The sequence below is a fragment of the Stenotrophomonas sp. 85239_Sma genome (genome assembly GCF_056481725.1).
In genome coordinates, this window is the sequence record NZ_CM151163.1 from 1,206,506 (window position 1) to 1,226,495 (window position 19,990).

Genomic DNA, 19,990 nt, shown 5'->3' on the forward strand with positions numbered 1-19,990 from the left:
CCCATGCAAGACGCCCTTGTTGCCCAGCCCAAGCCCCCCGTTCCAAGGATCGCGGCGTGGCTGATGATGCTGCTGGGCATGTGGCTGGCGCTGAAGCTGGGCCTGGTGGTGACCCTGCTGTCCGGCCTGCTGGTGTTCCAGCTGACCCATGTGCTGGCCTCCACCGTGGAAGGCAAGCTGCCGCCGGGACGGGCACGGGCGATCGCGGTGATCGTGCTGTCGGCGATCATCATCAGCGCACTGGTAATGGCCGGCATCGGCGTGGCCTCGTTCTTCCGCAACGAGACCGGTGGCCCGGACGCTCTGCTGGCGCGCCTGATGGAGATCCTCAACACCTCGCGCCACCAGGTGCCGGCGCTGCTGCAACCCTATATTCCCGAAGACATGCCGGCACTGCGCACGGCGCTGAACGAGTGGGCCGCCGAGCATCAGCGCCAGCTGGGCGTGGCCGGTACCTCAGTGGTGCAGGTGGGGGTGCGCATATTGATCGGCATGGTGCTGGGCGCGATGATCGCGCTGTATGACGAACTGCCGCTGCCGCAGATGGGGCCGCTGGCGCAGGAGCTGATCGGGCGTACCAGCCGCCTGGCCACCGCATTCCGCCAGGTGGTGTTTGCGCAGCTGAAGATCTCGCTGCTCAACACGGTGTTCACCGCCGTTTTCCTGCTGGGCGTGCTGCCGCTGTTCGGCGTGCACCTGCCGCTGTCGAAGACCCTGGTGCTGATCACCTTCATCGCAGGCCTGCTGCCGGTGGTGGGCAACATCATCTCCAACACCATCATCACCATCGTCGCGCTGTCGGTTTCGTTCTATGTGGCGGTGGCGGCGCTGCTGTACCTGATCGTGATCCACAAGCTGGAGTACTTCCTCAACGCCCGTATCGTCGGTGGCGAGATCCAGGCGCGTGCCTGGGAGCTGCTGCTGGCCATGCTGGTGATGGAGGCGGCGTTCGGCCTGCCGGGCCTGGTCGCCGCGCCGGTGTTCTATGCCTACGTGAAGCGCGAACTGGTCGACCAGCGCTGGATCTGACGCGGCAAGGCATGACGTATTCGCCCAGATTGGACGGTCTGCGCGGCCTTGTCGGTGCGTTGGCGGCGTGAGCGGTATACCCACGGCAACGGTTGGCCCGGTAGCGCCTTGGCGCCTGTGCAGGCGGCCGCTACAGTGTTCCGCACGACAGGGGAAATGTGCATGGCCCGCAAGGCGTCGCCCATCGGATTGCGGACCTGGGTCTGGATCCTGGCCGGGCTGTTCGTAGTCTGTACGCTGCCGTTGATGGCCATCGCGCTGGTGCAGGGCACGCTGCGCTTCACTGCCGCCGAGGACAACCTGGTCAGCCTGCGCCAGCTGCGGCAGACCTTCGACCTGGCCAACCTGGTGTCGGCCGAGCGCGGCCCCGCCAACAGCCTGCTGGGGGCCAACACGGCCGATGCGGCTGAACAGGCCCGGCTCGCGGCGCAGCTGGCGGTCGCGCGCAAGCGGGTCGATACCGCCCTGCAGCACCTGGACACCGTGTTCAACGCCGACCCGGGCGTGGTCGACGAGCATGGAATGCTGGCCGACGCGCAACGTCGCCTGCAATCAGCGCGGGCCGCGGTGGACCGGGTGGCGGTGCAGCCGCACGATGCGCGCCGGGTGGAGGACGTGGAGCGCGCGATCAGCAGCATGTTCGCGGTGGTCGATCGCCTGCACGTACTGACCTCGGCGCAGATCAACGTGCTGGTCAGTGCCGACCGCGAAGCGGCGATTCCGGCGATGCAGGGCCAGGTGCTGATCGACCTGCGCGAGCATGGCGGCCGCCTGGCCTCGAACGTGATGGCGCCGGTGGCGGTACCGGGGGCATGGCGTGACGAACAGCTGCGGGCGGCATTGCAGACCGAAGGCCGCCTGCTGGAACTGTGGCGGCTGGCGGGCAGCCATGAAGCGGTGTTCCGCAGTGATCCGGCGCTGTCCTGGCATTGGGACATGGCACGCCGGCAGTTCTTCGGCGAATCGCTGCCGATGATCGAACAGTTGATCGAAGATGGCCGGCGCGGCGTACCGCCGCCGTGGACCGCTGCCGAGTTCACCACCCGCTACGTGCCGACCCTGCAGTCGCTGGAAGCGCTGCGCGACGGCTACCTGAGCGTGTCCATCGCCCGCTTCGAGCGCACCCGCAACCGCGAAGCGACGCGCCTGGTGGTGCTGGTGGCGACGGTGCTGGGCACGCTGGTGGTATTGGGCGTGGCGCTGCGCATTGCCCACCTGCAGATCCTGCGGCCACTGCTGCAGGCGCAGAAGCAGGTGATCCAGATTGCCTCGGAAGCGCCCGGCCCGGAACAGCATGTGACCCACCCGCTGGCCGAGATGCAGCGCCTGTTCGATGCCATCGAAGTGCTGCGCGAGAAGTCGCGCGAGCGCTCGGCGTTGACCAGCGAGCTGCGCCAGCTGGCCGGTACCGACGAGCTGACCGGGCTGTTGAACCGGCGGGCGCTGGACGAGATGGTGCAGCAACGCCACGACGACGGCGGCAACAGCGCGGTGGTGATCCTGCTGGACGTGGACCGCTTCAAGGCGATCAACGATGGCCATGGCCACGACGCGGGCGATGCAGTGCTGGTGCAGGTGGCGCAGTTGCTGCAGCGCCACCTTCGCCGCAGCGACAGCATTGCCCGCTATGGTGGCGAGGAATTTCTCGTATTGCTGGCCGACGGCGATCTGGCCGGCGGCCGCCAGGTGGCCGAGTCGCTGCGGGCGGCACTGCAGCAGCTGGAGATCGTACTGGTTGGCGGCAAGGTGCTGCGGGTCACCGCCAGCTTCGGTGTGGCCGAGGGCGGCACCGACGCGCTGGGCTGGCGCACCCTGTTGCGCGCTGCGGATGCGGCCATGTACCAGGCCAAGGCGCAGGGCCGCGATCGCGTGCGCGTGGCCGGCGGTGGCCGCATCGCGCGCTGAACGGCCTCAACCGATACGCGCATGCACCCGGCGCAGCGTGCGCGCGATCATCCGGCGCGCTATGGGACGTGGTACCGATAAGCCACGCCAGCGCAGCGCACCCACCCGGAACGTGGCGCTGGCGGTTGCCAGCACCTTGCCGGCCGGGTCGGTCAACCAACCACGGGTGAAGGCGATGCTGCCCTTGCTGTGTTCGACTTCACCCCAGCCGATGATCCGCCCGGGGCGCGCGGGGCTGACGAAACTTGTCTTGGATTCCACCGTGACTGCGATGCGGTTGGCCGGCAGCGTGGCGTAGATCGCAGGCCCCATGCAGTCGTCCAGCATCGCCGAGAGGAAGCCGCCCTGCACGTTGCCCATCGGGTTGGTCAGTACCGGGCCGGCCTCGAATTCGACCTGGATGCGGCGCCGTGCATCGTCGTAGTCGACGAAGCGCCAGCCGAGCAGGGTGCCTGCCTGGGACGGTGGCAGTTCACCGTTGACCACGCTGTAGAAGATCGATTCGGGATTCATGGGGAGCCTCGATGAAAGGGGAGGGAGGAACAGCACGTCAGGGCAGCGCCAACAGCGCCAGCACGAATCCGATGACGGACAGCACCACCACGGCAGCGCCAGCGGGTACAGGCGTACGGGCACCGGTTTGCCGCCGCACGCCGGTGGCGACCAGTACCGGCGGCACGGTGGCGACCAGGCAGAACAGCTGGAACGCCAGCAGCTGCGGCAGTGCGAAGTGACCTCCGAAGAAAATCAGCCAGGCCAGCATCACGCCGGCGCCGGCCAGTGCGATCCAACCGGCGCCGACCACGCGGATGAGGGCCATCACCAACACCTGCATGCGTGGTTCGACCTCAGCCCACGGCATGCCCACGGCCTGCCCGTGGTAGGGCATGAAGTCGGAGCGTTTCAGGTAGGCCGCAGCAAACAGCGAGACAATGAAGAACGCCAACAGGTAGCAGCCGAACGCGAGCCAGGCGAACAGGTCCATGTGGAGGCCATGCGGTTGCGGAGGGGAGCCCCGGTTGCGCCGGCGGCCATGCCGGAGGTGCCGCGGGGTTGCGCGATTCTCGGGCAAGCCCCTGTTAGAGGCGTGTCGTGGTGTGGAGGACCGTTCCTCCATCCGCTGTTAACGCGGGTGTGGTGGTGAGGAGTGCGTCACACACGTGCCATGCGCCCTATCTCGTTTTCTGTGAAGAGGTCGCAACTACCCATCCACGCTTCGGTCACCGCTCTGCGCAGACGCTGGGACTCCATCCGACGAGGGACGACGACATGACCCAGCTCACCCTGCCTGAACTGTCCAGGAAAATGGCCGGCATCGATTTCACGATGCTGCAGACCCACGCCGGCGGAGAGATTGCCGCTCGTCCGATGAGCAACAACGGTGACGTAGACTATGACGGTGACAGCTGGTTCTTCACCACCGAAGACACCGACATGGTGCGCGAGATTGAAGCTGACCCCGCCGTCGCGCTGGGTTTTTCCGGCAGCAAGTCGCTGCTGGGCAAGCCACCGTTGTTCGTGCACGTGCAGGGAAGGGCAGCGCTGGTGCGCGACCGCGCTACGATGAGCCAGCACTGGGTGAAGGACCTGGAGCGATGGTTCGAACAGGGCGTGGATACACCGGGACTGGTGCTGATTCACGTGCGCGCCAGCCGCATCCACTACTGGGATGGCGAGGACGAGGGCGAAATCGTGATCTGACCGGAACCGCGCAGCGCCCGGCGCATCGTGTTCCAGGGTCAGCAGTGCGCAGGGTGTGCTGCCGGATCCCCAAGATTGGCCAGTTCCGGTGCCAAGGCGTGCTCCACCGCACGCCGCAGCAGTGCCGGCGCGACATAGTGCCGGTGCCCGGCGTCGATCAGCGCCATGTACATGCCGCCGAACGCATTGAGGGTCTGCACGCGTGAGCCCAGGCTGATGTCGACATGTCCATCGCTACGCCGCTGCACGCGCACGCTGCTGCGGAAACGCAGGTGCCGATCGTCGGCGCCGAGCAGGACTTCGGCGTCGTTGTCCTGCGTATCGATGTGCGAATCCAGCACCGGAAATCGACCAGCGAACAACCGGCTGCGATCGGTCGACAGCAATGACGGCACCGGGCATCCCAGCGGCGACGTGCGCAACCGCAACGGCGCCACCAGTCGGTTTCGCAGCGCCATCAGATGGCCTACGCCGCTGGGTGGATTGCGCAGGAAGCCCTCCAGTACTTCGGCCAGCAGTGCCGATGCGGAACGGTGGACCACCTGCGAAGGTTCCAGGCACAGGGTGGTCAGGTCCTGGTAGTGGCTGTGCGGAAGCGCTGTGGTCAGCAGGCCATCGGTGGCGGCGGGCCGCGAATGGATGGGATAGGCCGGTGTGGCACGTTCGACGAACCCGCGCAGCGGCCGCATGGGGATGCGGCGCAGCGGGCCGAGCAGGGCACGGGTACGCGCGCACAGGTGTGCGCACAGGCTGGGAGGCGCCGCCTGCAGCGACAGTTGCAACAGCGGTGCCGCCGCAAGCGAGGTGCCTGAAGGCCAGTGCGGTTCCGGAAGCACCTCGGTCAGGCTGGGGATATCGGCGGCATTGCGTTGCACCTGTGCACGCGCCTGCTCGCTCATCGCGCCGGCCAGTTCATTGCTGTGGCAGGACAACGCGAACAGCGCTGGATGTGCAGGATGGTTCGACGCGAACTGGTGCCAGGTGCCGCCGCCGAAGCGCACGGTAAACAGGCAGTCCGGTGGGATGCGGATGCGCCGAAGCGTGCGCGCGAAGGCACCAGGATCTGCTGCCAGCTGCGTGTCGGAGGCGGTGGCGAAACGCAGCTCGGCTCCCGCGCTGCCGGCGATGGCGGTGAACATGCGCGGGCCTGCATGGCGATGAAACGGGTGGCCACCGGCACCGACGGTGAAGCTGTACAGCGAGGAGGCATCCCCGTGCTGCAGGTGCATGCCACCCAGTCGCGCCGAAGGTTCATCCAACGCATCGATGAACGCCGGGTGGTGGCGCTGACGCTGGCCGGCGTCACTCACCAGCCCGTCACCGGCACCGATGCCGAGCTGCGCGATCAGGGTGACTTCGGTCGGACTGCCGCCGTCCTGTGCCGGAAGCTGCACTGCTGGAAACGAACGGCGATCGCGGGTCGAACCAGGCATCGTCATGCTCCTTGGCGAGGCGGATCAGCGGGCGGGGGACTTGCGGCGGGCGCGGGCTTCACGCTTGAGCGGGCCGCCGACAGGGCAGACTTCGGCCGCCCACGAGAACAACGTGTTGGCCAAACGGTCGGGTACCTGCCTGAAGTACACGAACTGGCCGCGTTTCTCGCGTTCGATCAGTCCGGCTTCCTCGAGGATGCGCAGGTGGCTGGACAACGCCGGCTTGCTGAAGTCGAAGCGCTCGGCCAGCTCGCCCGCGCTGAGCTCACCGGCGCTGAGATAGGCCAGGATCTGCCGGCGGGCGGTGGAGGCAAGGGCTTCGAAGATGCGGTCCATGACGAGCTAATTAACTAATTCGTTAACTGATACTCCTCCCGCCGGTGGCGGCTGTCAAGCCATGACCCGTTGCGTGGCACGCCTGGGCTTTGCCATCCTCCCCGCTGATTTCCGTACCGTGGAGTTCCGATGCGCCCTGTCTCCTGGCTGGTCCTGGCCCTGCTGCCTGCCCTGGTGGTGGCGCCGCCTGCGCGCGCAGCCAAGGCCAAGGCCCCGGCGCAGGACGCCTTCAGCGAGTTGTTCGATACCGCCTGCATGCAGCACATCGGGGCCCCGGCGCGGTTGCAGTCGCTGATGGAGTCCAATGGCCTGTCGCCGCTGCAGCCCGCCGAAGCCGCAACGCTGTTGCAGGGGCAATCGGGCGTGGCCTGGATGGTGCCCCTGGCCAGTGGCCGCTATGCGGTGAGCTGGGCTGACGATGGCACGTGTACGGTCTACGCCGAAAAGGCCGACGCGGCGGTCGTGCAGAAGGGGTTCGCCCGGTTGGTGCAGGCGGCACCGAAGCCGCTGCAGGCGCGCTCGCTCCCGGGCCGAGGGCCGCTGTCGGCCGACCAGGTGGCGATCCAGTACGGCTGGGCCACGCCGGGGCAATCCAAGCTGCAGGCGCGCTTCCGGCTGGTCACGCGACAGGCGGCCGAGGCCGGCGTGCAGGCGATGGCTTCGGTGACGCCGGGCGAAGCGATGCTGGAGCAGAGCACGCCTGGGCCCTGATCGGGACCAGCCAGCGCGATTCAGCCTTCTACGCGGGATCTGGTATATCGTTTATCGATAAATCCACCCGGGGCGGCGTAGCCACCCCAATGCCGGAGGCCGCTTGACCGCTCGTCCCGCCCGCTCCAGACCCGCGCGAGGCCTGTTCACCCTGGCCCAGGCCGCCGTACAGGCCGTCCGGGCGATGTGCTGGCTGGGCATCCTGGCCGCACTGCTGGCCGTGCCGCTTGTTGCTCACGACCGCCGCTGGCTGCTCGACAGCGTGCATGACGCCGAGGCCGCCGCCGCGCACGGCAACGACCTGTTCCTGCATTTCTGCCTGGGCCTGGGAGCGATCGTCGCGCTGCTGGTGCTGTGCCTGATGTTCCTGCGCCATCTGTCGCGGCTGCTGAAATCGGCGGCGCGCGAACGGCCGTTCACCCACGCCAATGCACAGCGCCTGCAACGCATGGCGTGGCTGATGCTGGCGATGGAGCTGCTGTCGATCCTGATCGGCGCCTACGCGGCCTGGATGGGCCCGGACTTCACCTGGATGGAGGTGGGCGGAGGCATGTCGATCACCGGCCTGGTGGCGGTGCTGATGCTGTTCGTGCTTGCACGCGTGTTCGCCGTGGGCGCAGCGATGCGCGATGACCTCGACGGTGTCATCTGATGGCGATCGTCATCACCCTGGACCGCATGCTGCAGGAACGGGGCATGACCCTGTCCGAGCTGGCCGGGCGCATCGACATCACCCTGGCGAACCTGTCGATCCTGAAGACCGGCAAGGCGCGTGCCATCCGCTTTTCCACGCTTGATGCGATCTGCCGCGAGCTGCAGTGCACGCCCGGCGACCTGCTCGGGCATGACCCGGCGCAGGCGCAGGACGCCGATTGAATGTCTGCTCTTTTCCCTTGCCTACTGACGAAACGGACCTGAAATGGAATGGTTGGCTGACCCCTCGATATGGATGGGCCTTGCAACCCTGGTCGTGCTGGAGATCGTTCTCGGCATCGACAACCTGGTGTTCATCGCGATCCTTGCCGACAAGCTACCGCCGCACCAGCGCGACCGCGCGCGCGTGATCGGCCTGGCACTGGCGCTGCTGATGCGGCTGGTGCTGCTGGCGGCGCTGGCCTGGATCATGAAACTGACCGAGCCGCTGCTCACGCTGTTCGACCACAGCTTCTCCGGGCGTGACCTGATCCTGCTGGGTGGTGGCCTGTTCCTGCTGTTCAAGGGCACCATGGAGCTGCACGAACGGCTGGAAGGCCGCGAGCACCACGAGGATGGCAAGAAGGTCTACGCCAGCTTCGCGATGGTGGTGGCACAGATCGTGGTGCTCGACGCGGTGTTCTCGCTGGACTCGGTGATCACCGCGGTGGGCATGGTCGACAACCTGGGCGTGATGTATGCCGCCGTGACCATCGCGATGGCGCTGATGCTGGTGGCCAGCAAGCCGCTGACCCGCTTCGTCAACAAGCATCCCACGGTGGTGGTGCTGTGCCTGGGCTTCCTGCTGATGATCGGTTTCAGCCTGGTGGCCGAAGGCCTGGGCTACAAGATCCCGAAGGGGTACCTGTACGCGGCCATTGCCTTCTCGATCCTGGTCGAAGCGTTCAACCAGTGGGTGCGCTTCAATCGCGAGCGCAACGAGCGCCGCCAGCCGTTCCGCCAGCGTACCGCCGACGCCGTGCTGCGCATGCTGGGCGCGCGCCCGGCCAATGGCCACGACGACGAAAGTGCTGACGAACACGTCGATGCCGAAGAGCGGTTGCAACCGGCCGAGCACGAGATGATCCGCAGCGTGCTGGGCCTGGCCGATCGCCCGGTGTCGAGCGTGATGACCGTGCGTGCCGACGTGCAGTGGATCGACCTGGCACGTGGGCAGGAGGACGTGGTGGCGCGCCTGGTGGCGTCGCCGCATACCCGCCTGCTGGTCTGCGAGGGTGACCTGGACAGCCTGCGTGGCGTGGTGCAGAGCCGGGACGTGCTGGCTGACCTGCTGCAGGGCAAGCCGCTGCAGCTGGAAGGCAACCTGCGTGAGCCGCAGTACGTGCTGTCCAGTGCCAGTGCTTTGCAGGCGCTGGAACTGATCCGCCAGCACCCGGTGCCGCTGGCCGTGGCGGTGGACGAGTACGGCAGCGTGGAGGGCCTGGTGACCGCCAACGACCTGCTGGCGGCGATTGCCGGCGACCTGGTCGATACCCAGGACGAGCGCTATGGCGTGGTCGCGCAGGGAGAGGATCAGTGGGAGGCCGACGGCGCGCTGACCGTGGATGATCTGCAGCGTCTTGCGGGGGTGTCGCTGCCGCGCAGTGCCGACTACATGACCATCTCCGGCCTGGTGCTGGAGCAGCTGGGCCGCCTGCCGGACATCGGCGATGCGGTGGAGGTGGCCGGCGTGCGCATCACCGTGCTGGCGATGGAGAAGCGCCGCATCGCCCGCCTGCGGGTGCAACGCCTCGGCGGAATGGCTTGACCCACTTTCCGCTACACAACACTGCCGGCAACCGTCACCATGGCGGACCCGCGTTCTTTCCAGGATGGTTGCAGTGCTGAGTACGATCGGTTTCCTGATGGGCCTGTATGTGGCCTGGCGCCTGTTCTGGCCACTGCGCATGCCCGCCGCATTGAAGGTCGTGCTGTCGGTGCTGCTGGTGGGGGTTGCCGTGCAGCTGCGCATCGTCGCCACCTTCTGGGGCACGATGGCCTCGCCCGAGATCCCGAAGCTGGCCATCGCCACGCTGGCCACCGGCTCCATCGCGGTGTTGCTGCTGGCGCTGGTGATGCTGGTGCTGGACGCCGGCCTGCTGCTTTCGCGGCTGTCGCGCTGGCCTCGCGCGGTAGCCGCATTGCGCGCGCGGCGTCTGCGACCGGTGGCCGGCGTGCTGGCCCTGCTGGTCAGTGGTCATGGTGTCAGCCAGGGCATGGCAGTGCCCACGCCCCGTCAGATCGAGGTGAGCATCGCCGGATTGCCGGCCGCGTTCGACGGCTATCGCGTGCTGCAGCTCACCGACATCCATGCCAGCCGCCTGCTGACCGGCGACTGGGTGCGCAAGGTCGTGGATGAGAGCAACGCACTGGCGCCGGACCTGATCGTGATCACCGGTGATCTGATCGACGGCAGTGTCGAGGCCCGCCGTGACGACGCGCGCCCACTCGCGGACCTGCGGGCGCCGGATGGCGTCGTTGCCATCACCGGCAACCACGAGTATTACGCGCAGTACCAGGCGTGGATGCAGGCGTTCCGCGCGCTGCACATGCAGGTGCTGGAGAACAGCCACCTGCAGGTGCGGCGCGGTGATGCGGCGCTGACCATCGCCGGGGTTACCGACCCGGTGGCCGCACGCTACGGCCTGCCGCTGCCGGACCTGGGTGCTGCGCTGGCGGGGGCTGATCCATCTGCCCCCGTGATCCTGCTCGACCATCGCCCGCGCAATGCACGTGAGGCGGCCGCGCGTGGCGTGAAGCTGCAGCTGTCCGGGCATACCCATGGCGGGCAGATCATCGGCATGGACCAGCTGGTGAAGCGGGCCAACGGTGGCTATGTCTCCGGTCGCTACGACGTGGATGGCATGACCCTGTACGTGAGCAATGGTGCAGGCCTCTGGGCGGGTTTCCCGGCGCGCATCGGCGTGCCGTCGGAGCTCACCCTGGTGACGCTGCGCCGCGCGCCGTGACCCGGAAGTGGGGGCAGATGCCTTCCCTTTGGGGGAAGGGATCTGACTGCTGGCAAGTCTGGAAAGACCCATGGCCCATCCCCGTGCACCGATGGAACGCCTGATCCGCGCCAATGCCGATGACATCAACCGGCTCCGCCAGGTGATCCGCGATACCGCGGGTGCACGTTGGCGTGGGCCGGAGGAGCGGGCACGGCACGCTGCGGCCTGTGCGGAATTCCACCTGCACTACGAGCGGCTGGCGTTTCCGGGTGGCTATGCCAACGCGTTGAGACGGCTGGCGGAGGATGACCCGAATACGCTGGACGTCGCGCTGACCTTCCTTGAAGTGCGGCCGTATTTCTTCCGGTCCGGATACATGTGGAAGACGCTGCTGAAGCGCGTGCAACGGGTATCCATGGGGGCGAAGCAACGCGCGCGGCTGCAGAAGATCCTCGATGCGTATGCTGCCTATCGCGCCACGCGCGACGGCTGATGGGGCGGCATGATGGGGTCAGTTCCCTTCGCCTTTGGCAAAGGGAACTGACCGCGGCCCGTCAGGCCGCCCGCAGCGGCGGCCGCGGATGCGCACTTCGACGCAGTGCTTGTGCCCGCTTGGCGATCCAGCGCACCACGAAGGCGGTGAACAGCAGCGCCGACGGCACCGCATACCAGAAGTTGCCCGGCACGCGCTTGAAGTACGAGTAGGTAAACACCGCCGCGATGATCCACATGCCGGTTACGTGCAGGCGACGCCAGGCGGTGGGTCCCATGCGCCGGGCGAGCCCTCGGTGCGAGGTGATGGCCAGCGCCAGGATGGCGATGTAACCCACCGTGCCCGGGAGGTTGGCCAGCGCTGAGCGTGCTGGCCAGAACGCCGGGTTGAGGATGCCGAAACTGGTGATGGCGATTGCGTGCAGCAGGTGCGAGAACGCGAAGGACAGGCCGATGATGCGCCGTTCGCGCAGCAGGAAACGAGTGAACGGGCCGGGCAGCAGGCTGGCGAACGACGATGCCGTGAACGCCGCCAGGAACAGCAGGAACGATGTGCGTGCAGTGACCCGGATCGCCGCCCGGCTGCCTTCGGCTGCATCGGGATGCAGGGCGAAGGCGGTCAGTGCGAACGCGATCAGGACCACGCTGATGGCTACGAACAGGCGCCAGCCGTGCAGGAAGGACGTGTTGGAAACGGTCATGGTCAGGCCTCGAAGAATGGAGATGGGGTAGTGCCGGCCGCTGGCCGGCGTTCCCGGGGATCAGTCGACGCAACCAGAACGGCTGCCGTGCAGAGGTCGCGCAGCACTGGAATGCAGGCCGCACGCAGTTCATCCGGCGCGACACCATGTGCTTCAGCCACGGTCTGCAACACGTCATCCACACGTGTGCCGTGATCGCCGAAGGCCGACAGCAGCGCATAGGCCAGCGGGGCCAGTTCCTCGACCTGCAGTCTGAAATCGGGCATGCGGCGCATCAGTAGCAGCGTGGGAGCTGCATCCAGCACCGGCACCAGCACCTCGTCCTCATGTACCGACCACTGGTAGCCAAGTACCCGCACCTGCGGCGAAATCGCCAGCACATCACTGTCCAGGGGCGTGCAGTGCAGCGATTGCCCGGCGCCACGGGCTTCAATGTGCAGCGACTGCTGCGTGCTCTCGTAGTGCGCCAGTTCCGCTGCCCAGGCCGGCAGTGCCAGTGTGTCCTGCACTGCCAGCCAGGCTGCGAATTCGCCAGCGATCTGTGGGAACAACGGGGTGCGACAGGTGTGGCGGGCGTAGTAGTGCTCCACGGTGTCGCGCCAGCGCGGCATGCCCAACTGGTGTTGCAGGCGTGGCAGGGTGCCAGCCAGCAGGGTGTCCAGGCTGTCGATGCACAGGCGGCGGTACACCGCCAACCGGCGCGCCTCGACGCCATCGGGTGCGGCCATTGCAGGGTCGCGCACATGGTCGGCCCAACGCCGTTGCAGTGTGGCCAGTGACTCAGCCATGGGCCACCTCGGGCCAACGTGCCTCAGTCTGTGCCTGGCGGATCTGCGCAACCTCGGCCAGCAACTCGGCCAGTGGCGGGAAGTTGAAGTCGCGTTCGAGCAGGGTGGGGCGCACGCCCACCCGCGCATAGGCCTCGCGCAGCAGCGCCCAGACCATGCCTTTCACCGGCGCGCCGTGGGTGTCGATCTTGAAGCCATCGTCTTCATCGAAGTGGCCGGCTACATGCAGCGAGGCGACACGGTGGGACGGCACGCGGGCCAGGAATTCGAAGGCGTCGTAGCCGTTGTTGCAGGCGTTGACGAAGACGTTGTTGACGTCCAGCAGCAGGTCGCAGTCGGCTTCGGCGAGCACGGCGTTGATGAAGTCGATCTCGCTCATGTCCGCGCCGGCAACGGCGTAGTAGGAGATGTTCTCGACTGCGATGCGTCGGCCCAGCATGTCCTGCACCTGGGCGATGCGCCCGGCGACGTGGTGGACAGCCTCGGCGGTGAACGGCAGCGGCAGCAGGTCGTAGACATGGCCGCCGGCGGCGCAGTAGCTCAGGTGTTCGCTGTACAGCTGCACCTGGTGCAGGTCGAGGAAGGTACGGGTCTGTGCCAGCAGGGTGCGGTCCAGCGGATCAGGACCGCCCAGCGACAGCGACAGGCCATGGCAGGTCAGGGGGTGGCGTTCGCTCAACCTGCGCAGCGCTGCACCGTGTGCACCGCCGACGCCGATCCAGTTGTCGGGCGAAACTTCGAGGAAGTCGATGGCACCGGCCGGCATGGCCAGCAGTTCGTCGATCAGGCCACGGCGCAGGCCAAGACCGGCGGCATTGGAAGGCAGGGGCAGGGGCATCACGGATACTCCGGAGAGGGCGCCGCCCTGGAGGCGGCGCCGGTTGAACGTCGATCAATCGGCAACGCGGGAGAACAGGCCCTTCGGCATCGGCTTGCCGTTGGCGGTGTAGACGCTGCGCAGGTAGTCGTGCGCCTCCTGCTCGCTGATGTAGCCGTCGTGGTCGGTGTCGATGCGGTCGAACTCGGCGGCACGCTTGGCGGCCACAGCGTTGAACTCGGCACGCGAGACCCGGCCGTCGTGGTCACGGTCGGTGCGGGCAAACGAGGCGTCGCCGCACTTGCCTTCGCCACACTGGCCCTCGGCGACCCTGGCCTTGCCGGCGGGCTTGCCGGTGGTGGCCTTGCTGGCCCCGCACTTGCCTTCACCGCACTTGCCTTCGGCGGCGGCGCTCATGGCCACCGCACTGATCGCCAGCGGTTGGATCGCCGCGGCCTGGCCGGCCAGCAGCAGGCCACCGGCCAGGGCGATGCCGATGGCACCGATGCGCGGCAGGCGGGAGGAGGGGGTGTTCTTGGTCGAGACGGACATGGTGGTGACTCCTTGGGAATGCACGCGGGGCGTGCGGGATGGACGCCGCCGAACAGGCGACGGAAAGAGGCGCGTGGGAAAAGGCAGATCAGATCAGGCGCTGCGGCGACGACGCAGCAGATGGCCCAGCAGCAGCACACCGCCGAGCAGGGCACCGCCGAAGCCGATGCCGGGCAGCAGCGCGGCAACCGGCAGCAGCAGGGCGATCAGGCTGACGCCCCAGCCCAGGCCGTCGTTGCCGGCGGTGGTACGGCGGGGGCCGGCCAGCAGCCGGTCGACGCTGAGTGCGCCACCGCCGTTGAGGATCAGCGGCAACAGCATGGCCAGGAACAGCAGCGGCAGCTTGAAGTTGCCGTAGCCCTGGTCGGTGATCGCATAGCCCTGCCAGAGCTCGCCCAGGCCGTTCCATTGGTCGGGCCAGTGCACGGCGGCGATGGCGACCACGGTCAACACCCAGAAGACGTAGGCCACCGAGCGCGTGGCCAGGCCGAGCAGCAGCATCACCGCACCCACCAGTTCCAGCCAGGTGGCCAGCTGCCAGTTCATCGACGCGGGCAGAGTGGAGAACGGGAAGGGGAAGCGGCCTTCCAGGTCGGCGAACCAGTTCTGGCCACCCAGCTTTTCGCGGCCGGATTCAAAGAACTCCCAGGCCAGCAGGGCGCGCAGCGCCAAGGGCGAGAGCCAGCGGCCGACGGCGTCCAGGCGGGGGGTATACACGGAAGAGGCGGTGCTGATCATGGTGGTGTCCTGCGGGCCAGTGGTCGATGGAGGCCATTTCAGGCGGCGCAGGTATCGGCAACGTGTGCCGTTGCCCGGGGTTTTGTCAGCGACTGTGGCCGCGGCCGGGGTTTCCTACAGTCAGATACAAAGACGATGCGTTGATGCACATCGGGGCGTTGCGCGCCCGCGCGCGGGGAACGATTTCCACCCGGTAGTGCCTGGCCGGGCGCGGCGCCCGAATGTATCCCACTGTAGAAACACGCCTGCGCCCTACAGTCCGGTACAACTCTGCGCCGCGGAGAAACAGCGCCGATACACCGGCAAGCGGAAATGGCCACTCCCAACACCGGAGTGCCACCCATGATCCGTAGCTCGTTGCTTGCCGCCGCCCCCTCCTTCGCCTTCGCTACCCAGGCCGATACCGCTGCACCGCCCACCGTCATCCTGGTGCACGGCGCCTTCGCCGATGGCTCCAGCTGGAACAGGGTCATCAGCACCCTGCATGACTGGAAGCTGCCGGTGGTGGCCGTGCAGAATCCGCTCACCTCGTTGGCCGACGACGTCGCCGCCACCCGTCGCGCCATTGCCGCCGCGCCCGGCAGGGTGGTGCTGGTCGGCCACAGCTGGGGCGGTACGGTCATCACCGAGGCGGGCGATGACCCGAAGGTGCAGGCGCTGGTGTACGTCGCGGCCTTCGCACCGGATGCAGGGCAGTCTTCGGCGCAACAGGGCGAAGGTTTCCCGGTCGGTCCGGGCCTGGCCCGACTGCAGGAAAGGGATGGCTACCTGACGTTGCCCGCTGATGCCATCGCCCAGGACTTCGCGCCGGACGTGATGAAGAAGTCGGCCGCACTGCTGTACAGCACGCAGGTCCCGTTGAAGGCCAGCGCGCTGGGCGAGGTGGTGAACGTTGCGGCATGGCGCAGCAAGCCAAGCTGGTACGTGCTCAGCCGTGACGATCGCATGCTGTCGCCGCAGCTGCAGGCCGCCACTGCAAAGCGCATTGGTGCGCAGCTGCAATCGATCGGCAGCAGCCACGTGTCGCTGCTTTCGCATCCGGCGCAGGTGGCCGACAGCATCCTGGAGGCGGCAGGTGTGAAGCCGGCCGAACTGCCGCTGGCCGAGCAGGGGGGCTGAGCGATGGCCGCGCTACGAGGGTATGCACTGCCCCTGCTGCTGGGCCTGCTGGGTGGAGCGGCGTTGCTGCTGGCATGGCCCGGCGCCGAGGCCGGCGCGCAGCCGCTCGACGCAGCACCGAAGGCGGGGTTCGGCGGTGGCGGGCCCTGGCACAACAGCCCACCGATGACACTGAAGCAGTTGCGGGGGCAGGTGGTACTGGTCGAGTTCTGGACCTACACCTGCAGCAATTGCCTCAATGTAGCGCCGTATGTTCACCAGTGGCATGCACGCTACGCGTCGCAGGGCCTGCAGGTGATCGGCGTGCATACGCCGGAGTTCGCCTATGAGGGCCTGCCCGGCAACGTGCGCAGGGCCATCGGCCGCTTGGACATCACCTGGCCGGTGGTGCAGGACAACCAGTTCCGGATCTGGAATGCCTGGGGCAACCGCTTCTGGCCGGCACTGTACCTGCTCGACCGGCAGGGGCGGGTGGTCTATCGCCATTACGGCGAGGGCGACTACGCACGTACCGAAAGCGAGATCCAGCGCCTGCTGGCCAGCCCCTGAGCCGCGCTACCATGGCGGCGCCGCGCGGCGCTGCCCCCTGCCTTCATCGAGAACGCAATGAATCCTGTACCGCACATCCTTGTCGTCGACGATGACAGTGAGATCCGCCAGATGCTGGCCGACTACCTGCAACGCAACGGCCTGCGCGTGAGCCAGGCCGACGGTGGCCGGGCCATGCGCGTGCTGATGGACACCCACGCGGTGGATCTGGTGGTGCTGGACGTGATGATGCCGGGCGAGGACGGCCTGAGCCTGTGCCGCAACCTGCGCGCCGGCAAGCATCGTGCGGTGCCGGTGGTGCTGCTGACCGCCCGCGACGACGAGACCGATCGCATCATCGGCCTGGAAATGGGCGCCGACGATTACGTGACCAAGCCCTTTTCCTCGCGCGAACTGCTGGCACGCATCAATGCAGTGATACGTCGCACACAGATGCTGCCGCCGAACCTGCAGGTGAGCGAAGCCGGTCGCCAGTTGGCTTTCGGTGCCTGGCGCCTGGATACCACCGCGCGCCATCTGCTGGATGCACAGGACACCGCGTATCCGCTCAGTGGTGCCGAGTTCCGCCTGTTGCGCGTGTTCCTCGATCACGCCAATCGCGTGCTCAGCCGTGACCAGCTGCTCAGCCTCACCCAGGGCCGCGATGCCGAACTGTTCGACCGCTCGATCGACCTGCTGGTCAGCCGCGTGCGGCAGCGCCTGGGTGACGACGCACGCGAGCCGACCTACATCAAGACCGTGCGCAGCGAAGGCTATGTGTTCAGCGTGCCGGTGCAGTTGCTGGGGCCGCACGAATGAACACCGGCGCACGCCGTCCACGCTGGCCGCGCACGCTGTCGGCGCGGCTGCTGCTGGTGCTGCTGGGCGGACTGGCGCTGGCCCACGCGCTGTCCTTCGGCCTGCTGTTCTTCGAACGCTACCAATCCACCCGCAGCATGATGCTGCGCAACCTGGATGAGGATGTGGCAGTGAGTGTCGCGCTGCTGGAGCACCTGCCCGCAGAGCAGCGCGATGCCTGGGTGCCGCGGCTGGAGCGGCGCACCTACCGTTACCTGCTGCGCCCGGCTACGGCCGGACCCGGGCTGCAGACCGATCGTGCGCGCCAGGTCACTGCGATCATCGACGACAGCCTGCAGCACCGCTATCCGTTGCAGGCGCGCCAGGTAGCTCGTTTGCCGGAGCGCTTCGAGGTCGAACTGCGCCTGCACGACGGCACGCCGTTGACCATTGAAGTCACCCCGTCGGGCCTGCCGCTGGCACGCTGGCTGCCCGCGGTACTGCTTGTGCAGCTGGCGCTGCTGCTGGTGTGCGCATGGCTGGCAGTGCGCCTGGCCATGCGCCCGTTGCAGCAGCTGTCGCATGCGGTGGAACAGCTGCAGCCGGGCTACGACGGACCGGCACTGCCTGAAGATGGCCCTGTGGAAGTAGGCGGTGCGGCGGCCGCACTCAACGCGCTGCAGGCACGCATTCGTGGCCATGTCAGTGAGCGCCTGCAGATCCTTGCAGCGATCTCGCATGACCTGCAGACCCCCATCACGCGCATGAAGCTTCGGGTGGAGACCCTGCCTGAAGACAGCACCCAGCAGCGCCTGCTGGCCGACCTCGACCACCTTGGGCAACTGGTGCGGGAAGGCGTGGCCTATGCGCGCAGCAGCCACATCGCCAGTGGTACGCCGGTGTCGATGGACCTGGGTGCATTCCTGGCCAGTGTGGTCGGCGACTACGAGGACATGGGCAAGCCGGTCAGTGGCGGTGCACCCGCTGGACTGATCGTGCAGACCTGGCCGCAGCCGCTGCGACGGGTGGTCGGCAACCTGGTCGACAACGCAGTGCGCTACGCCGGTGCCGCCGAGATCGAAGCCGGCCGTGATGAGGCTGGCAGGATATGGATCCGTATTTCCGACCGTGGCCCGGGTATCCCGGAGAACCAGCTGCAGGCGGTGCTGGCACCGTTCCATCGGCTGGAAAGCTCGCGCAACCGCGATACCGGCGGCACCGGCCTGGGCCTGGCCATCGCGGTGCAGCTGGCGCAGTCGCTGGGCGGCTCACTGCGGCTGCACAACCGCGAGGGCGGCGGTCTGCGGGCGGAGCTGCAGCTGCCGGGCTGATGGTTGGTATCAGAGTCCTTTGCCACCGGCAAAGGGCTCTGACCCCGGTTGGCAGGTGCACCGCGCCATCACCCCGCGCGTGACACCCTTCCGCCATGAATGAAATGACCGCGGCGCGGCAGCGCTCGATGTGGGTGGCGGGCCTGTCCACGGTGGTGGAGTGGTACGACTTCACCCTGTACCTGTACTTCGCCACGGTGTTGTCGCGTGTGTTTTTCGGCGGTGGCGAGCAGGCGCTGCTGGTCACCCTGGCCGGCTTCGCAGTGTCCTACCTGATGCGCCCGCTGGGCGCGCTGTGCTTCGGCCACCTGGGCGACCGGCTGGGTCGGCGCTGGATGCTGCTCGCGTCGATGGCCCTGATGGCAGCGGCGATGCTGGCCACCGCACTGCTGCCGACAGCGGCCACGGCAGGTACCACGGCGGGCGTGCTGCTGCTGGTACTGCGCTGCGTGATGGCGTTTTCGGTGGGCGGTGAGTACACCGGGGTGGTGGCGTACCTGCTGGAAAGCGCACCGGCGCGGCGACGTGGCCTGGTGACCTCGCTGGCATCGGCGGCCAGTGAAGTGGGGGCGCTGCTGGCGGTGGCGATTTCGGCGGTTACGGTTGCGCTGCTGCCCACCGCGCAGCTGGACAGCTGGGGCTGGCGTATTCCGTTCTTCGTCGGTGCCGGGCTCGCACTGGTGATCCTGGTCGCACGCTCGGGCATGCATGAGTCGCCGGAGTTCGAGCGGCAGCGCCGCGAGGGCAGCATCCCGGCCACGCCGCTTCGCCATGTACTGCGCAACCATCCGCTGGCGGTGGCACGCACCTTCGCGATCTCTGCGCTGGGCTCGATCACTTACTACGTCGGTATCACCTATGTGCCGGCATTCCTGCATGCGCAGGGTCATGACGAAGGTGACGCGCTGTGGCTGTCGACGATTGCGGCGGTGGCGGTGATTGCGATCACGCCACTGTGTGGTGCATTGTCCGACCGCGTCGGGCGGCGGCCGATGTTGCTGGGCCTGACCTTGCTGGCAGCGCTGCTGCCGCTGTCCCTGTTCGCCTGGATGGCGCAGGCGACGCCGCTGGGCATCGCGCTGGCCGCGGTGCTGCTGGCCTGCGTGGCCGGTGGCGTGAGCGCGGTGGCGGCGCCGGCCACCGCCGAGCAGTTCCCCGGCGAAGGCCGGGTCAGCGGGCTGGCACTGGGGGTGACCATGGCCACCGCCTTCTTCGGCGGAGCAACGCCATGGCTGGCGCAATGGTGGGTGGAGCGCAGCGGCTGGGCAGCGGCACCGGGTGCGATGATCGCGCTGGTGGCGGTGCTGGTGCTGCCGGTGCTGTGGACCCTGCCCGAGACGGTCCCGGGCAGGGCCAAGCGCTAGCCG

The 19,990-nt window shown here is 67.6% G+C and carries 23 protein-coding genes; 14 read left to right on the forward strand and 9 right to left on the reverse strand.

Features of this window, described 5'->3' with window-relative positions:
* Positions 1-3 precede the first annotated feature (3 nt).
* Both ACYKG1_RS05725 and ACYKG1_RS05730 read left to right on the forward strand, forming a co-directional pair.
* Positions 4-1,029, forward strand: coding sequence for an AI-2E family transporter (locus ACYKG1_RS05725; protein WP_262226362.1), 1,026 nt, complete (start codon positions 4-6; stop codon positions 1,027-1,029).
* A 162-nt stretch (positions 1,030-1,191) separates the two neighbouring features.
* Positions 1,192-2,934 carry a GGDEF domain-containing protein gene (locus ACYKG1_RS05730; RefSeq protein ID WP_100475165.1) on the forward strand — a complete coding sequence of 581 codons (1,743 nt, stop codon included), beginning with the start codon at positions 1,192-1,194 and terminating at the stop codon, positions 2,932-2,934.
* Positions 2,935-2,940: 6 nt separating this feature from the next.
* Here ACYKG1_RS05730 and ACYKG1_RS05735 read toward each other — a convergent pair whose 3' ends face one another.
* Together ACYKG1_RS05735 and ACYKG1_RS05740 are read right to left on the reverse strand one after the other, a co-directional pair.
* On the reverse strand, positions 2,941-3,447 hold the full coding sequence (locus ACYKG1_RS05735) for a PaaI family thioesterase (RefSeq protein WP_262226364.1): 507 nt from the start codon (positions 3,445-3,447) through the stop codon (positions 2,941-2,943).
* A 37-nt stretch (positions 3,448-3,484) separates the two neighbouring features.
* Positions 3,485-3,919, reverse strand: a complete 435-nt coding sequence (locus tag ACYKG1_RS05740; protein WP_100471585.1) for a hypothetical protein — start codon at positions 3,917-3,919, stop codon at positions 3,485-3,487.
* Positions 3,920-4,203: 284 nt separating this feature from the next.
* Here ACYKG1_RS05740 and ACYKG1_RS05745 point away from each other — a divergent pair, with 284 nt between their 5' ends.
* Entirely contained in the window at positions 4,204-4,635 is a 432-nt protein-coding gene (locus ACYKG1_RS05745) for a pyridoxamine 5'-phosphate oxidase family protein (protein WP_478472069.1), read from the forward strand.
* Positions 4,636-4,673: 38 nt separating this feature from the next.
* Here the strand turns inward: ACYKG1_RS05745 and ACYKG1_RS05750 are convergent, their stop codons facing one another.
* Positions 4,674-6,068 (reverse strand): DUF2867 domain-containing protein, encoded by a 1,395-nt coding sequence (locus ACYKG1_RS05750; RefSeq protein WP_478472071.1) that lies wholly within the window; start codon positions 6,066-6,068, stop codon positions 4,674-4,676.
* A 24-nt stretch (positions 6,069-6,092) separates the two neighbouring features.
* Complete coding sequence (locus tag ACYKG1_RS05755; protein WP_004147836.1) at positions 6,093-6,404, reverse strand: metalloregulator ArsR/SmtB family transcription factor; 312 nt, start codon at positions 6,402-6,404, stop codon at positions 6,093-6,095.
* Between the two features lie 129 nt (positions 6,405-6,533).
* Here ACYKG1_RS05755 and ACYKG1_RS05760 point away from each other — a divergent pair, with 129 nt between their 5' ends.
* From ACYKG1_RS05760 to ACYKG1_RS05785, 6 genes are all read left to right on the forward strand, one after another.
* Positions 6,534-7,115, forward strand: coding sequence for an NMCC_0638 family (lipo)protein (locus ACYKG1_RS05760; protein ID WP_262084623.1), 582 nt, complete (start codon positions 6,534-6,536; stop codon positions 7,113-7,115).
* 184 nt (positions 7,116-7,299) lie between these two features.
* Positions 7,300-7,767 (forward strand): DUF2975 domain-containing protein, encoded by a 468-nt coding sequence (locus ACYKG1_RS05765; RefSeq protein ID WP_100471588.1) that lies wholly within the window; start codon positions 7,300-7,302, stop codon positions 7,765-7,767.
* Positions 7,767-7,991, forward strand: coding sequence for a helix-turn-helix domain-containing protein (locus tag ACYKG1_RS05770; RefSeq protein WP_005408494.1), 225 nt, complete (start codon positions 7,767-7,769; stop codon positions 7,989-7,991). Before ACYKG1_RS05765 ends, ACYKG1_RS05770 begins: the two co-directional genes overlap by 1 nt.
* Positions 7,992-8,034: 43 nt before the next feature.
* Positions 8,035-9,576 (forward strand): TerC family protein, encoded by a 1,542-nt coding sequence (locus ACYKG1_RS05775; RefSeq protein WP_262226367.1) that lies wholly within the window; start codon positions 8,035-8,037, stop codon positions 9,574-9,576.
* 64 nt (positions 9,577-9,640) lie between these two features.
* Positions 9,641-10,777 (forward strand): metallophosphoesterase, encoded by a 1,137-nt coding sequence (locus tag ACYKG1_RS05780; RefSeq protein ID WP_478472073.1) that lies wholly within the window; start codon positions 9,641-9,643, stop codon positions 10,775-10,777.
* A gap of 91 nt (positions 10,778-10,868) precedes the next feature.
* Complete coding sequence (locus ACYKG1_RS05785; protein WP_478472075.1) at positions 10,869-11,252, forward strand: hypothetical protein; 384 nt, start codon at positions 10,869-10,871, stop codon at positions 11,250-11,252.
* Positions 11,253-11,313: 61 nt separating this feature from the next.
* Here the strand turns inward: ACYKG1_RS05785 and ACYKG1_RS05790 are convergent, their stop codons facing one another.
* The 5 genes from ACYKG1_RS05790 to ACYKG1_RS05810 all read right to left on the reverse strand — a co-directional run bounded on the left by ACYKG1_RS05790 (position 11,314) and on the right by ACYKG1_RS05810 (position 14,847).
* Positions 11,314-11,952 carry a ferric reductase-like transmembrane domain-containing protein gene (locus tag ACYKG1_RS05790; protein WP_478472077.1) on the reverse strand — a complete coding sequence of 213 codons (639 nt, stop codon included), beginning with the start codon at positions 11,950-11,952 and terminating at the stop codon, positions 11,314-11,316.
* A 2-nt stretch (positions 11,953-11,954) separates the two neighbouring features.
* Positions 11,955-12,740: an HvfC family RiPP maturation protein gene (locus tag ACYKG1_RS05795; RefSeq protein WP_478472079.1), complete on the reverse strand. Its 786-nt coding sequence runs from the start codon at positions 12,738-12,740 to the stop codon at positions 11,955-11,957.
* Entirely contained in the window at positions 12,733-13,578 is an 846-nt protein-coding gene (locus ACYKG1_RS05800; RefSeq protein WP_100471594.1) for an HvfB family MNIO-type RiPP peptide maturase, read from the reverse strand. The genes ACYKG1_RS05795 and ACYKG1_RS05800 overlap by 8 nt, the downstream gene beginning before the upstream one ends.
* Before the next feature lie 54 nt (positions 13,579-13,632).
* Positions 13,633-14,109: an HvfA family oxazolone/thioamide-modified RiPP metallophore gene (locus tag ACYKG1_RS05805; RefSeq protein ID WP_100471595.1), complete on the reverse strand. Its 477-nt coding sequence runs from the start codon at positions 14,107-14,109 to the stop codon at positions 13,633-13,635.
* A gap of 93 nt (positions 14,110-14,202) precedes the next feature.
* Positions 14,203-14,847 carry an HvfX family Cu-binding RiPP maturation protein gene (locus ACYKG1_RS05810; RefSeq protein WP_478472081.1) on the reverse strand — a complete coding sequence of 215 codons (645 nt, stop codon included), beginning with the start codon at positions 14,845-14,847 and terminating at the stop codon, positions 14,203-14,205.
* Positions 14,848-15,189: 342 nt separating this feature from the next.
* On the opposite strand from ACYKG1_RS05810, the gene ACYKG1_RS05815 reads away from it, so the two are divergent.
* The 5 genes from ACYKG1_RS05815 (at position 15,190) to ACYKG1_RS05835 (ending at position 19,987) form a co-directional block, all read left to right on the forward strand.
* Positions 15,190-15,966 (forward strand): alpha/beta fold hydrolase, encoded by a 777-nt coding sequence (locus ACYKG1_RS05815; protein WP_478472083.1) that lies wholly within the window; start codon positions 15,190-15,192, stop codon positions 15,964-15,966.
* A gap of 3 nt (positions 15,967-15,969) precedes the next feature.
* Positions 15,970-16,515, forward strand: a complete 546-nt coding sequence (locus ACYKG1_RS05820) for a redoxin family protein (RefSeq protein ID WP_262084616.1) — start codon at positions 15,970-15,972, stop codon at positions 16,513-16,515.
* A 57-nt stretch (positions 16,516-16,572) separates the two neighbouring features.
* Positions 16,573-17,313 carry a response regulator gene (locus ACYKG1_RS05825; RefSeq protein ID WP_478472085.1) on the forward strand — a complete coding sequence of 247 codons (741 nt, stop codon included), beginning with the start codon at positions 16,573-16,575 and terminating at the stop codon, positions 17,311-17,313.
* A complete protein-coding gene (locus ACYKG1_RS05830) occupies positions 17,310-18,623 on the forward strand; it encodes a sensor histidine kinase (RefSeq protein ID WP_478472087.1) in 1,314 nt (437 codons plus the stop codon). Before ACYKG1_RS05825 ends, ACYKG1_RS05830 begins: the two co-directional genes overlap by 4 nt.
* A 104-nt stretch (positions 18,624-18,727) precedes the next feature.
* The gene (locus ACYKG1_RS05835; protein ID WP_100471601.1) at positions 18,728-19,987 is read left to right on the forward strand and encodes an MFS transporter; all 1,260 of its coding nucleotides are present in this window, start codon (positions 18,728-18,730) and stop codon (positions 19,985-19,987) included.
* Positions 19,988-19,990 lie beyond the last annotated feature (3 nt).

Excerpts from the sequence above, each read along its gene's own strand:
- ACYKG1_RS05725 (WP_262226362.1), top strand. The coding sequence starts at position 4 with ATGCAAGACGCCCTTGTTGCCCAGCCCAAGCCCCCCGTTCCAAGGATC.
- ACYKG1_RS05730 (WP_100475165.1), top strand. The coding sequence starts at position 1,192 with ATGGCCCGCAAGGCGTCGCCCATCGGATTGCGGACCTGGGTCTGGATC.
- ACYKG1_RS05735 (WP_262226364.1), bottom strand. The coding sequence starts at position 3,447 with ATGAATCCCGAATCGATCTTCTACAGCGTGGTCAACGGTGAACTGCCA.
- ACYKG1_RS05740 (WP_100471585.1), bottom strand. The coding sequence starts at position 3,919 with ATGGACCTGTTCGCCTGGCTCGCGTTCGGCTGCTACCTGTTGGCGTTC.
- ACYKG1_RS05745 (WP_478472069.1), top strand. The coding sequence starts at position 4,204 with ATGACCCAGCTCACCCTGCCTGAACTGTCCAGGAAAATGGCCGGCATC.
- ACYKG1_RS05750 (WP_478472071.1), bottom strand. The coding sequence starts at position 6,068 with ATGCCTGGTTCGACCCGCGATCGCCGTTCGTTTCCAGCAGTGCAGCTT.
- ACYKG1_RS05755 (WP_004147836.1), bottom strand. The coding sequence starts at position 6,404 with ATGGACCGCATCTTCGAAGCCCTTGCCTCCACCGCCCGCCGGCAGATC.
- ACYKG1_RS05760 (WP_262084623.1), top strand. The coding sequence starts at position 6,534 with ATGCGCCCTGTCTCCTGGCTGGTCCTGGCCCTGCTGCCTGCCCTGGTG.
- ACYKG1_RS05765 (WP_100471588.1), top strand. The coding sequence starts at position 7,300 with ATGTGCTGGCTGGGCATCCTGGCCGCACTGCTGGCCGTGCCGCTTGTT.
- ACYKG1_RS05770 (WP_005408494.1), top strand. The coding sequence starts at position 7,767 with ATGGCGATCGTCATCACCCTGGACCGCATGCTGCAGGAACGGGGCATG.
- ACYKG1_RS05775 (WP_262226367.1), top strand. The coding sequence starts at position 8,035 with ATGGAATGGTTGGCTGACCCCTCGATATGGATGGGCCTTGCAACCCTG.
- ACYKG1_RS05780 (WP_478472073.1), top strand. The coding sequence starts at position 9,641 with ATGGTTGCAGTGCTGAGTACGATCGGTTTCCTGATGGGCCTGTATGTG.
- ACYKG1_RS05785 (WP_478472075.1), top strand. The coding sequence starts at position 10,869 with ATGGAACGCCTGATCCGCGCCAATGCCGATGACATCAACCGGCTCCGC.
- ACYKG1_RS05790 (WP_478472077.1), bottom strand. The coding sequence starts at position 11,952 with ATGACCGTTTCCAACACGTCCTTCCTGCACGGCTGGCGCCTGTTCGTA.
- ACYKG1_RS05795 (WP_478472079.1), bottom strand. The coding sequence starts at position 12,740 with ATGGCTGAGTCACTGGCCACACTGCAACGGCGTTGGGCCGACCATGTG.
- ACYKG1_RS05800 (WP_100471594.1), bottom strand. The coding sequence starts at position 13,578 with ATGCCCCTGCCCCTGCCTTCCAATGCCGCCGGTCTTGGCCTGCGCCGT.
- ACYKG1_RS05805 (WP_100471595.1), bottom strand. The coding sequence starts at position 14,109 with ATGTCCGTCTCGACCAAGAACACCCCCTCCTCCCGCCTGCCGCGCATC.
- ACYKG1_RS05810 (WP_478472081.1), bottom strand. The coding sequence starts at position 14,847 with ATGATCAGCACCGCCTCTTCCGTGTATACCCCCCGCCTGGACGCCGTC.
- ACYKG1_RS05815 (WP_478472083.1), top strand. The coding sequence starts at position 15,190 with ATGATCCGTAGCTCGTTGCTTGCCGCCGCCCCCTCCTTCGCCTTCGCT.
- ACYKG1_RS05820 (WP_262084616.1), top strand. The coding sequence starts at position 15,970 with ATGGCCGCGCTACGAGGGTATGCACTGCCCCTGCTGCTGGGCCTGCTG.
- ACYKG1_RS05825 (WP_478472085.1), top strand. The coding sequence starts at position 16,573 with ATGAATCCTGTACCGCACATCCTTGTCGTCGACGATGACAGTGAGATC.
- ACYKG1_RS05830 (WP_478472087.1), top strand. The coding sequence starts at position 17,310 with ATGAACACCGGCGCACGCCGTCCACGCTGGCCGCGCACGCTGTCGGCG.
- ACYKG1_RS05835 (WP_100471601.1), top strand. The coding sequence starts at position 18,728 with ATGACCGCGGCGCGGCAGCGCTCGATGTGGGTGGCGGGCCTGTCCACG.